Consider the following 11,662-nt stretch of genomic DNA (forward strand, 5'->3'; position numbering starts at 1 on the left):
GTTCAAGGCCGATGTTCCTCATTCACCATGCGTGGGGAACATTCAGCCCGACCGTGCCCCCTTGAGCAATACCGCTCGCGCGGTGCGACCGGGTTGCGGGCAGGCTGGCTGGACTCGTCTGTGCAGGCATGCCGTTACGCAGCGGAGCGCCATTAGGGATCTTGGCGTATACGTGCACTGATACTCGATCCTCTCCCCCGGACGCGGCAGCGCCCCCGCAGGTTGCACCTGCAGCGATTTGTGAAAAATTTAGCGTAGACGATCACACTGACACGCAGGACTCCCAGAAGGTTGCCCTCGGATACCGGACCGTACTCAAGCACGGCGACCCTTGGGGACCTCGGACTGCATCCACCGCTGCGTGGGCGACATGCGACCTTTACCTCGATCAAGGCTGCCACCTACAGGAACGGCAGGCGTCGACCGCCTTCCAACGGGACACCGACTGCTCAGCCCGGGCCCCCTGCTGCATCCGCATGTGACTCGTGCGCCTGTCGCCTTCCATGGCAGGAACCGCAACACCCACCCCACCCCAGAAGCTTGACCGTTACACCTTTCACAATATGATCACATCATTGTCGCATGCGCCAGGCGCGCACAGTACGAGGTTGCGGCGCACCCGGACGATGAGATGATCTGCGGGCCGTGAGGGGAGGGCAGCAGTAGCACTACCCGGTCCTACGGCTTGGCGGCTGTCTCGACCGGCTCCGCCTGGAGTGCCAGGTGCTGGGCAGCCGCTCCCGCTTCATGCCCGCGGAAGACTTGGCGACTCGTCCGGTCGCTGCGGCAGCCCTCTGCCGGGCCGCAAAGCGCAGATACGACGATCCCCCCAGACGGTTTGCCTGGGGGGATCGAACAGAGGTGCGTCAGGCGGGCACGACGGCGCCTACCAGACCTTCGATTGTGGCCATCTGCTTGTCGGCGCCGAGGTAGCCGATGCCGCGATGCAGATGGACCGTCAGGATGCGCTGGATGTTGTCGTCGGTGGGTTCTTCGCCTATGGCGACGCAACGCTGTTTGAGCAAGGCCAGGTAGACGTCGCCGTGCTGGCCGGCGAAGGTCTTCCAGCTCATCTCAACGTTGGAGTCGGTGACGATGTCCTTCACCAGCGGGGTGGAGGGGTCTTTCAGTGACAGCAGCAGCGCCCAGCGGCACAGCACGTTCCACTGGGTGATGCCGGTGGTGCGCTTGAGGTAGATCAGCCGGTCCTTGGCCGGCTGGGACAGGCGGACGTTGTCAACCGGCATGCTGTGCTCCTGCACTCCACCAGTAACCCTCGACGACGGCGGTGGTGAACTCGGTGTCGTCGTGGACGAGCGTGTAGGTGTGGGCGACGAACTTCTTCAAACGGCTCAGCAGGTACTCGTCGATCTCCTCGTCGGTGGACAAAAGGAGGACTTGGTCGCTGGCGTTGGGGAAGTAGCGGTCGACGAGGTGTTCGCGGTGGCGGCTGTCGAGTCGACCCAGGGGGGTGTCAATGACGCTGGGCAGCCGGTTGCCGGCGACCCGCATCAGGCCCCACAGCAGCGAGACGGCCAGGAGCTGCCGCTCGCCGGCGCTCAGGCGTGCGGGGTCGATGGGCTCGCCGTCGGCGTCGGCAAGGGTGAGGGTGAACTTATCGGTGTCGATGCGCAAGTCATGCACGAGAGCCTGCTTGCGCATGAGGACCTTGAAGCTTTGCAGGACGGCCACTTCGAGCCGGCTGATGTGCCGTTCAAGGAGTGCGGAGCCGAAACGCTCGAGAGTGTTGCGGGCCTTCTCGGAGTACTTGATTATCCGCTCGACTTCTTCCGCTTTGACCTTGGTGCGGACGAACTCCTTGTGGGCACGCTCCAGCAGGGTGGTGACGTGCTCGCGGCGCCGCTTGAGGTCCTCCAGCTTGGCCGCGGCACGGTCGCGGGCCGCCTCGCGGCGGGCGACCTCCACGATCTGCTCATCCCGGGCCACCTGCAGGGCCTCGACCTTGTCCTGGGCGGGAACGCCAGCGAGCTGTCGGTCCAGCTGGTCCAGTTGCTCGGCAAGTTCCGCGGCGCTGTGCAGCAGCTGCGCGGAGCGCTTGGTGTCCCGCTGGAGCAGTTCGTCGAGGATGGTGAGCTGGGCCAGTGCGTCGTGGGGCAGCCGCAGATCCACCGGCAGCTGCGTCTTGGCGGCGCGCTCGGCGCGGTCGTCGTCCAGTCGCTTGATGAACTCGGCGCGGACGGCGTCGGGCATCAGCTCCAGCAGCCACCGGTCGCGCTCCTCCAGGACCTCAAGGACCTGGGCGGACTGCTGGGCTTCCTGCTCGCTCCTGGCTTGCCGGCGCACGTCGTCCAGGAGCGGCTTGACCATCAGCAGCGGCAGGGGTCCTGCGGCGAGCTGCGTGAGCTCCGTGCGCACCTGAGCCAGGTGGGCGAGGGTCTGCTTCTTGTCGTTCTCCAGCTCGACGCGCCGGGTGAACAGCTCGCCGCCCTCGTCGGCGAACGCCTTCTCCAGGCTCTCCAGCTTGCGCTGCGCCTTGCCGAGCTCGCTGCGGGACTGGGCGAGTTCCTGATGGGCGATGTCGTACTGGGACAGCACCGCCTCGCGTTCGGCTTCCTGGGTGCGGATGTTGTCCAGGAGGTGTTGTTCTTCGTCGGAGAGCTTCTGGCGCCGCTGCAGGGCCAGAAGGTCGTTGCGTAGCTGCTGGACGGTGCTGACGCCGAGCAGGGAGTGCACGGCGGACTCGATGACGGACGCTGCCCGTTCGGGGTTGGCCAGCGATTCGATCTTCTCGCCGTCGAAGAAGGCGAGGGAGGCGATCTCCAGCGGCAGCAGGGACTCGACGTGGTCGGCCCAGCCCTCGCTGAGCAGGCGGTTGAACTTCTCCTCTGGCGCCGCGTTGCGCCGCGTCTTCACCCGCTCGCCGTAGGTCTCGTCAACGTAGACGTTGAGGAACTCTTTGAGGGTTTTGCCGCTGATGTGCCAGCTGCGGACGATACGGTAGTAGTGCTCGTGCCCACCGGTCATGACGGTGAACTCGAGGGTGATGGCAGAGCCGCGGCTGGGGTCGGCCTTGCGGTTGATGCTCTCCCGCAGGTATGTCTCGTACGCCTTGGTGCCGCGGCCGCTGCAGCGGGCACGGTTGCCGTAGAGCGCCAGCTGGATGGCGTCGAGCAGAGTCGTCTTGCCGCACCCGTTCAGCCCGCCGATCAAGATGATCGGCTTGTTCTTCTTGGGGGTGAGGTCGAGAGACTGCTTTCCGCGGTAGGCCCCGAATTCTTCGAGGGTGATCTTACGCAGGAGCATCGAGTTCGTTTTCGTCGTCGAAGGTCAGGTTCTCGGCGATTTCGTCGCGCCACTTCTTCTTGCGCGTAGCGAATTCCACGGCGTCTTCGTGGTTTTCGTAGTAGCCCTTCTGCACGGCCTGCTCGAGTGCCTGGAAGAGGCCGGAACGGCGAGCCATGGTGCGGTACTTCCGCTCGACGGCGAGGAGTTCGCGGACCATGTTGTAGTGCAGGTCATCGCCCTCGCACACCTGCTTGAGGACATCCATCTCATCGGAGCCCATGACGAGCTGCTCGTCGAGCGGGCCTCCCGGGAAGGGCTCGCCGGTAGACTCCTGGTAGATCCGCGGCAGGCTGTCTTCGACCTCGTGCTTGTCGAACACCCAGATCCGACGGATCTCGTGCAGTTCCTCGAGCGTGACCAGTTCGATGTTCTTAACGTGTTCGGGAGCGTGGGCACGGATCCAGGTCTGGGCCCTCAGCAGTTCCTCCAGCCACTCTTCGCGGTAGGACTGCAGGTAGGGACCGTGGATGGCGCCGTCGTTGAACAGCATCACCTTGCCGTTCATCCGGCGGAAGTCACGAGCCGGCTTGTCCGGGCGCGGGAAGGGTGCCTTGCGGCCGGGCGGAAGGTCGGGGTCGCCCTCCTGGTAGTGGCCGAAGGGCGCATCGAGCTTGTTCCGCAGCTCCAGCAGAGGGAGCATCCACTCCTTTTCCTCGTCGTTCTGGATCATGGCGGACATGGACTTGTCCTCTTCGACGAGGGTGCAGGTCCAGCAGCCGAAGCGGCTAGAGCCGCAGGAGGGGGTGCTGGAGTCGACCACGAGCGGGCATTCACCGTCGCCGGAGGCGCCCTGGTACATGGTGAGCAGGTCCTGATTGTTGTAGCCCCATGGGTTGGGCTTTTGCATTAGGAACTCCCACACGTCGTCGTTGGTCCAGTCCTCAACGGGGCTGTAGACGAGGGAGTTCGGCAGGTTGGCGTTGGGTGAGAGGCGGTCGCGGACACGTCGCTTCTCGTGCTTTTCCATGGCGCGGGCGCGGGCTTGGCTTTCCGCCTTGCGGATACCCAGCACCATGATCGCCTCGCCGTGGGCGGCGACCACACTGCGGATGAAGGCGTTCGACGGCTTGATCTTCAGGCGTTCAGTGCACCAGCGGAACTTCGGGCGCGGGGCGGGATAGCCACGGCCGATCAGGTTCACCCAGAAGGTGTCCTTTATCTCCGGGGTGAGGCGGTGCGGCTTGATCGGCAGGTCCTGTGCCTGTGCCGCATTCTGCATGGTGCCCAGCGAGGCGGACACCCAGGCAGCGACGACCGGGTTCTCCACGAGGGTGTCGGTGCTGATGACATGCACGGTCTTGGTGCGCTGCCCGGCGGGCAGGTCTTTGAGGGCCATCCACACCAGCTGCAGGACGGCGGTGGAGTCCTTGCCGCCGCTGTAGCCGATGACCCAGGGCACCTGGTCGGCGGTGTAGAGCTCGCGGATTTCTGCCGTCAGCTCCGCGATGACCTCTTCCAGCGATCGCCCATTGAACGGCTTGCGTCGTACGGGGGTGATCGGGAGATTCAAAGGAATGGTGCTCATGCATCGCCTCGCAGGTAAGCATCTTCCACGCGCTGCTCTTCCGGGCTCAGCTCCAGGCCCAGACGCTTTCGCAAGTAATTGACAGTAAGTGTCACGTTTTGGTGGCTCTTGGAGACGCGGCCACCGACGATGGCCCGCCCTTCCCAGTCGGTGTTCGACCGTGCCCAGTCCACGTCCTTCAGCGGGGCCAGCCGTTTCTTCCACTGTGCGGGCTTCGCGGTCTCGCGAAGGATTGCGTTGCCGACCCGACCGAGTGCGTGCAGAGCGATGCCGTGGCTGTGGATGAAGTCCCGGCGCATCTCCTGAGCGGACAGCTGCTTCTGGCGGACCAGAGCCCACTCGGGAAGCGCTGCGTCGATAGTCTCCCAGAACGCCTGGGCCAGGGCGGTGGCCTCGTCCTGCTTGAGCTCGAGGCCCTGCAGCAGGGAGCGGTTGCCGTAGTACAGGGCGCTGAGGGTGAACAGCTTGCGGGAGCGGGCCGACAGGGTGCTCTTTTCCATCTCGACGAAGCCCTTGAAGATGGCGGAGCGTTCCGTGAGGGCGCGGGTGATCTGGGCGTTGACGTCCCGGTGGTCATACAGCACGCCGATGGAGCGGGCCGGCCGCACCGCGTGCCGGTTGAGGTCGGCGAACATCTGCTGCGACCGGGCAAGACCCGCGTCATGGAAGAAGACGACTGCGATTGTCTCATCCCCCAAGTCGGGGTCTTCCTTGAGAGCGAGTTCGATGGCTGCGCGGCGGTGCTGCCCGTCGTTGATGAGGAAGCGCGCATCCATGGGGATGCGCAGCTGCCCGGTACGGTGTGCTGGGCCTTCGTCTCCCTGGCTTTCGAAGACCATGTCTCCGTCCACCGACGCGGTCAGGGCACTGAAGACGTAGTCGTCGGGGTTGTCCAGGATGTACCGGGCCAGTGCGGGAAGCCGCCCCTTGTTCAATACACGTTGGGCTCTCAGCTCGGCCGAAAGATCATCTTCATCGAAGAGGAAGATCTTCGGGATGAGCCGCAAGGGACACATCGAGGCGTAAAACTCTCGTCCCGCCTGCACTCCACGAATGGCAGGGAACGTGTATTCAAAGCCAGTTGACGCTCGCGAGACAGCCCGCCCCGCAGCCTTGCTCGCCGCTTCAGTCTGCACAGCGGAACTGTAGCGTACGTGACTAGGGAAACGTACGTTGCTCTCGTTTCAACGTACCCGTGCGTGGGAGGTGACGTACGACGCCCCCGGTGGGCACACAGCTGGCTGCCAGCAGGAAGAAGCGGACAGCTCCTGCCGTTGACACCGTCCAAGCAGCTTCTGCTGTAGACACCTTCCAAGCAGATAGTTTCGTGCGGCAGGAGTGCAGCGTGTACGTTAATCACTTGACGTACGCAGTGGCGTGGGACGGGCACAGAGGCGGGTGAGCGCCGTGGTGGCGTATCTGGATGTGGCGGCGACGACGCGGGTGGACCCGAGGGTCGCCGAGGTCGTCCTGCACTGGATGACGGAAGACTTCGGCAACGCCGGCAGCCGCACCCACGAGTACGGAGCCCGCGCCAAGAAGGCGGTACAGCAAGCTCGTTCCTTCCTCGCCGACACGGTCAACGCCAAGACCGAAGAGATGATCTTCACCAGCGGGGCAACGGAGTCCAACAACATCGCGCTGCTCGGACTCGCCCCCTACGGCGAGAAAACCAGCAGGAAGCACATCATCACCTCCGCCATCGAGCACAAAGCCGTCATCGAGCCCCTCCTGCACTTGCAGGAAACCCGCGGCTTTGAGGTCGACTTCCTCCAGCCCGGCTCCTCCGGCCGCATCTCCGTCGAGGCGATACTGGAGCGGCTGCGCCCCGACACCCTCGCCGTGTCACTGATGCACGTGAACAACGAGACCGGTGTCATCCAGCCCGTCGCCGAGCTCGCCGAGAAACTGCGCACCACGCCGACCTACCTCCACGTCGACGCCGCTCAGGGATACGGCAAGGTCCCGGGTGATCTGACGGCTCCGATCGATCTGATCAGCATCAGCGGCCACAAGATCGGAGCGCCGAAGGGCATCGGGGCCCTCGTGACACGACGTCGAGGATGGGACAAGGTGCCGCTTGAGCCCATCATGTTCGGCGGCGGCCAGGAGAGGAAGCTGCGTCCCGGCACTCTCCCCGTTCCCCTGATCATGGGCTTCTACGAGGCCACTAAGATCTTCCACGAGAGCCGGGAGAACTGGGAGCGCGAGGCGCGAGCGATGCGCGAGCGGATCTTGGAGGCGCTCGGCAAGACACGCTTCCGTCTCAATGGAGACCAGACGCACACGGTCCCGCACATCCTCAATGTCACTTTCGACCAGCTCAACGCTGAAGCACTGATCGTCCGGCTCAAGGACCAGGTCGCCATTGCAACAGGATCGGCGTGCACCAGCGCCTCCTACACCCCCAGCCACGTGCTTAAGGCGATGGGCCTCCCCGACGACGTGGCCGCCAACGGGCTGCGGTTTTCCTGGTTTCCTCCGCAGACGAGGGATTTCGACCCGCTGCCCATCGCCGAGACCATCGCCCACATGCAGCCTCAGGAAAACTGATCACTCTTGAACGTCGGTGCGACGCACCAGGCGGTGCCCACGCAGCTGCCGGCCGCACCTGACGAGCTCGGCTTCCCAGCCGTTCTCGGTCCCGATCAGGTGCGGCCGTTCATACAACCCCGCCCGCATCTCAGACTCGGTCAACCGCCGATACCGCGGCACGTCCGGATCATCCGGCGCCAGAAACTCATGCTTGCGGTGCAGCAGCGGCCGGTTGGTCGAGCTCTCATAAGAGAGATGGGATGCCTGAAGCGTCTGCAGGTCCACCATGTAGGAGGACCTGATCCGCGGATGTGGGTCTTTGTCAAAGTCCGGGTAGTCCAGCCACGACACGGCCCGCCCCTGATGCTTGAGCTTCGCCACCGTCCACTGCTCCGGGCGACCCGCAGCGATCGATGCGCAGTGCTCGTACAAGCGCAACACCGTCGGGATCCGCTCCAGCGCGCGCCGATGCACATACAGCGCCGTCGGGGTCACCTTGCCCGCAACAGAGGCACTCATAGCATTGCGCACATAGCCGTCGTCACGGAGCTTGAACAATAGTCGGTCAGCCCGCTGGCACGCCTCCTTGTAGGAGCTGAAGAACGTGCGCACGTCCTGCTGCAGGCCCACCGGCAGACTCCCAAACGGCCCCCGACCGTTGAACAGCTCCACCGCCAGATAGAGCAATGTGTTCAGCGTCGAACGCTTAGCCCCTGCTGCAGCCCGCTCAGGATCAGCGCCCTCCCGCACCAGGCGCTTCACCTCGCCGGGCCGCAGATGAGCCAACAGCTCCGCAACGGTCCGCGGCATCTCCTCGATACCCGGCGCCCGCCCCCTACGCTCAAAGAAGTCCACCACGGCACTGACCGCTGAAGCAGTGTCCTCGGAAGCAAGCCACTCGGCATCCGGGATCACACGCTGCGCCAGATAGCTCAGGCGGGCACCCTCGTCTCGGAACGCGTAGACGACCCCGGGCGCAGCCGCCACCACCCGTGCGCCGGTCACCTGCTCCACGTACTCTCGCAGCTCACTCGCGGCATACAGATGCTGGAACGTCTGCCGGCTCGTCAGCAAACCGTCACCGAACTCCTGACCGCGGACCTTCGACTTCTCCCATGTCAGCCGGGCTGAGACAACCAGCAGCGTCGAGGTCAGCTCCCACGCCCGCTCCAAGGTCTGCCGACGCTCTATCGGATCCTCGATCACGTTCAGCACGTAGGTCAGCAACACCACGTCGCTGGTGACCAGTTGCGTGTCGGATCGGTAATACGGATCCCATCCCACCACCTGGCAGTCCAGCTGCTGCAAAGCTCTGACATCGTCACCACGACCACAGCCGTAGTCGAGGATCGCCCGCTCCGGTATCAACTGACGATCCGCCAATGCCTGACGCGCGGGCACCGACAACGTCATCCGCCCGATCGCCGTCCGGCGACGCTCACTACCCCACATCTGCTGCATACGGACACCTGCATCCAGGCAACGACACCACCAGCAGGGTAGAAGATGCCCGCCCAGCACGCTCACGCAACGACGAACACGGCCAAGAGTCAGCAGGCACCGTCACGTGTCGCATCCACTGGCCGTGTGCTCCCAGATAATGATGTCTGCCGCTCGAAGAATGCTGAGAGGCCTCTCGTCAGGCGTGCGGATGGGGGCGATGAGGTCTTTGATCCACTCCTGCTGACGGCGTAGGTCTGCTTGCAGGAGCGGCCACAAGCGGCGAGGGGTGTCCTTATAGGCTCCGAAAACTGGCTTTTCCCCGAGGTAGAACTGGTAGATGCTGCTGTCGAAAATCGGCACTAGGTTAGGCCGCTTGCGGTGGAGGATCTTGGTGACGGCAACGGCCTTGAAGCCCGGCAGTCCCGTACCACTGGCTTCCCCTGTAGCGACCAGAGCTCGATCGACCAGGGACCAGGGCCCCGTGGACGTATCTAGCGTCACGTCCAAGAAGTCCGCTGTCGCACATGCTCTGTCGGCAAGCACCGCTTCCATGGCCTGTAAAACTTCAGCCCCTGGACCGTCAGGGCGGAACAACGGAACTACCTGCTTGTAGCCAATGCGAACGCTCAGCAAGGCCGGCGCCAGACAGTCCAACGGGCTCAATCGTTCCGGATCGCCCTGCCAGTCATACGTACGGAAGGCTCTGGGGCCCCGAGGATCTGTGTAGGTTTGAAGGTGCCTCTCCGCACAACCACGCAGTGTTCCGACGGTCTTCACGTAATCCCTCCCCGTGCTCTCTCGATGATTTGTACGGCAACGCCCAGCCGTGACCAGAGCAATGCTCATGCGCATGCTACGAGCTGTGGACTACGTGACAAACCGGCGCCTGGAGGTCGCCTACCACCGGGAGGGCTGGCTGGTCGGCGCCCTCACCATCGGCCGAACGGCCCGGCTGGCGGCGTACTGGACGGCGCTGCGCGCACACAGGGAACCGACGCAGGAGCCGGCGCCGATGGCCTGATCCGAGCCGAGCGGGTTCGTACCAACATCCCCTGGGTACGGGCCCGCTTTCTGCACGGAAGCTGAACGGAAAATCGACATGCTCAGCCAGGCAGGCGGCAGCATCCGTTTGCGAAGCGGAACGGATGTCGCGGATGGGCGGATGGTGTCAGGTCGTGGAAGTGAGGGTGACCTGGTGGCCGAGGGGCTGGAGCTGGCGGACGTTAGGGGAGGCCGATCCGTAGACGCATAGCGCGAGCTTCCTCCGGCCTCGAAGACGTGAAGGAGACGGACTAGTTGTTGCGGGACAGGACATCGGTGACACATTTGCGCAGCGCAAGTCCTGTGGTGGCTCGCGCGCGGTACGCTGCGCATGTGACCCCGCGATATCCCCCGTTCGCGGGGTCACGTGCGTGTCCGCGAGCCGGGGCTGCTGGGATGTCAGCGGTCAGCGGTGTGGGCTCGGCTGCGTTCTGGGGACGGCCGGAGCGACTGTGGGCGGTGCGGTGGTGAGCTGAGGACGCTGCTGCCGTGGGGCGGGCATGCGCTGGCGGGTGCCGGTGCCGTGGGCGAGTTCCTCGGTCAGCCGGGCGATCATCGGGGCGGGCGTGTACGGCGAGGCGTGGATGGCCCAGGCGGGGTGGTCGATGCTGGGCCCGGCCCACAGGGTCCAGGTGGCGAGAGTGCTGTGCGGGCTCTGGGCGGCGAAGGCGTCGAACTGGACGCCTGCGTCGCCCTGGGCGGTCTCCCAGCAGATCCAGCGCCCGTCCACGGTGTGCCGCCAGCCGGCGTCGGTGAGGGCGCGGGTGGCCTGGGTGACGGTCTTCTCCGTGATGGGGCTCTTGATCGCCGTCTCCCATGCGTCCCCTTCCGCGAGGCTGTCCAGCAGGGTCTGGAGCACAGGGGCGGGCGTGGCGCCGGTGAGGGTGAGGTGCCACATGCGGTCGGAGACGGGGGTCTCGTAGGCGGCCACGGTCCAGGCGGTCTCGCGGGGGTGGGCTTCGTGGATGCGCTCGATGCGCAGGGTCTGGGATTCGTGGATCGCGTGGGTGGTGTCGTCGGACCAGGTCCGCCACTTCTCCCAGTCGCCGTGGGTGTTGAGGAACTGGTCGAGGGCGGCGTCGTGGTTGCCGGGGTCTGCGGTGTAGGCCGGGACGGTTTCCGGCTCCGGGGTGGCCGGTTCGGGCTCGGGTGTTGTGGTGAGCGAGGTGCGGGCTTCGGCTGCCTGGCGCTCGGTGTCGGTCGTCGGTGCGGGGCCGGGGCGCATCGTGTCTTCGTGGGCGCGTTCGAAGGACATCAGGGCCTGGGCGGGTGAGTCGAAGGTGTCGGCGATCTGGCGCAGGTGGTTCTCGCCGTGGAGGTGGACGCTTTTGCCGCTGTCGAGGTAGGTGCCGACCGCGACGGTGGTGTGGCCGTCTTCGGCGTGGGCGTGGATGAGGAGCCGTCCGTGGCGGATGTCGTCGTAGATCTTCTGGGCTTCGTTGGAGATCTCGCGGACCTCCTCCCGTGTGCACCAGGGCATGGGGTGGTTGGCCCATTCCCATTCTTCGTCGATCGCTCCGCGTAGCCGGGGGGTGATCTCTGTGGTGATGCCCTGGGAGGTGAGGGCCTGGGCGGCTTTCTCGGCCCAGTGGGGCTCCTCGTGGTCGATGCGGGCCATGACCAGGGTGTGTTCGTCGAGGGGTTCGAAGCCGTAGGCGGTCAGCACGCTGCGGGCCAGGTCCTGGTTGGTGCCGGTGAGGACGGCGGTCACGGCGCTGGGGTGCGTGGGGTGGATATCGAGGCGGACGTGGGCGTCGGCAACAGGCGGCGTCACGGAGTTGGCGCTCTCTTCTGCCGGTGGCCGGGCCGTCG

General features: G+C 65.1%; 9 protein-coding genes. 2 read left to right on the forward strand and 7 right to left on the reverse strand.

Annotated features, from left to right (window positions below; translation table 11 throughout):
* Positions 1-866: 866 nt before the first annotated feature.
* From dndE to dndB, 4 genes are read right to left on the reverse strand one after another with little or no spacing between them, the layout of a single operon-like run.
* Positions 867-1,247 carry a DNA sulfur modification protein DndE gene (gene dndE, locus RH94_RS14050; protein ID WP_073947940.1) on the reverse strand — a complete coding sequence of 127 codons (381 nt, stop codon included), beginning with the start codon at positions 1,245-1,247 and terminating at the stop codon, positions 867-869.
* Positions 1,237-3,264 (reverse strand): DNA sulfur modification protein DndD, encoded by a 2,028-nt coding sequence (gene dndD / locus RH94_RS14055; protein WP_073947941.1) that lies wholly within the window; start codon positions 3,262-3,264, stop codon positions 1,237-1,239. The genes dndE and dndD overlap by 11 nt, the downstream gene beginning before the upstream one ends.
* Positions 3,251-4,831: a DNA phosphorothioation system sulfurtransferase DndC gene (gene dndC / locus RH94_RS14060; RefSeq protein ID WP_073947942.1), complete on the reverse strand. Its 1,581-nt coding sequence runs from the start codon at positions 4,829-4,831 to the stop codon at positions 3,251-3,253. Before dndC ends, dndD begins: the two co-directional genes overlap by 14 nt.
* Complete coding sequence (gene dndB / locus RH94_RS14065; protein WP_073947943.1) at positions 4,828-5,967, reverse strand: DNA sulfur modification protein DndB; 1,140 nt, start codon at positions 5,965-5,967, stop codon at positions 4,828-4,830. The genes dndC and dndB overlap by 4 nt, the downstream gene beginning before the upstream one ends.
* A 262-nt stretch (positions 5,968-6,229) precedes the next feature.
* On the opposite strand from dndB, the gene dndA reads away from it, so the two are divergent.
* Positions 6,230-7,384, forward strand: a complete 1,155-nt coding sequence (gene dndA / locus RH94_RS14070) for a cysteine desulfurase DndA (RefSeq protein WP_079189021.1) — start codon at positions 6,230-6,232, stop codon at positions 7,382-7,384.
* Here the strand turns inward: dndA and RH94_RS14075 are convergent, their stop codons facing one another.
* Both RH94_RS14075 and RH94_RS14080 read right to left on the reverse strand, forming a co-directional pair.
* Positions 7,385-8,827 carry a DNA phosphorothioation-associated putative methyltransferase gene (locus RH94_RS14075; RefSeq protein WP_073947944.1) on the reverse strand — a complete coding sequence of 481 codons (1,443 nt, stop codon included), beginning with the start codon at positions 8,825-8,827 and terminating at the stop codon, positions 7,385-7,387.
* Between the two features lie 102 nt (positions 8,828-8,929).
* The gene (locus tag RH94_RS14080) at positions 8,930-9,586 is read right to left on the reverse strand and encodes a DUF6308 family protein (RefSeq protein WP_158073050.1); all 657 of its coding nucleotides are present in this window, start codon (positions 9,584-9,586) and stop codon (positions 8,930-8,932) included.
* 85 nt (positions 9,587-9,671) lie between these two features.
* Here RH94_RS14080 and RH94_RS39600 point away from each other — a divergent pair, with 85 nt between their 5' ends.
* The gene (locus RH94_RS39600; RefSeq protein WP_234425758.1) at positions 9,672-9,830 is read left to right on the forward strand and encodes a hypothetical protein; all 159 of its coding nucleotides are present in this window, start codon (positions 9,672-9,674) and stop codon (positions 9,828-9,830) included.
* A gap of 426 nt (positions 9,831-10,256) precedes the next feature.
* On the opposite strand, the gene RH94_RS14085 is transcribed toward RH94_RS39600, so the two are convergent.
* The gene (locus tag RH94_RS14085; protein WP_073947946.1) at positions 10,257-11,624 is read right to left on the reverse strand and encodes a DUF317 domain-containing protein; all 1,368 of its coding nucleotides are present in this window, start codon (positions 11,622-11,624) and stop codon (positions 10,257-10,259) included.
* Between the last annotated feature and the right edge of the window lie 38 nt (positions 11,625-11,662).

Origin of the sequence: Streptomyces kebangsaanensis (genome assembly GCF_001906585.1) — a bacterium.
Classification (GTDB): Bacteria; Actinomycetota; Actinomycetes; order Streptomycetales; family Streptomycetaceae; genus Streptomyces; species Streptomyces kebangsaanensis.

Excerpts from the sequence above, each read along its gene's own strand:
- dndE (WP_073947940.1), bottom strand. The coding sequence starts at position 1,247 with ATGCCGGTTGACAACGTCCGCCTGTCCCAGCCGGCCAAGGACCGGCTG.
- dndD (WP_073947941.1), bottom strand. The coding sequence starts at position 3,264 with ATGCTCCTGCGTAAGATCACCCTCGAAGAATTCGGGGCCTACCGCGGA.
- dndC (WP_073947942.1), bottom strand. The coding sequence starts at position 4,831 with ATGAGCACCATTCCTTTGAATCTCCCGATCACCCCCGTACGACGCAAG.
- RH94_RS14075 (WP_073947944.1), bottom strand. The coding sequence starts at position 8,827 with ATGCAGCAGATGTGGGGTAGTGAGCGTCGCCGGACGGCGATCGGGCGG.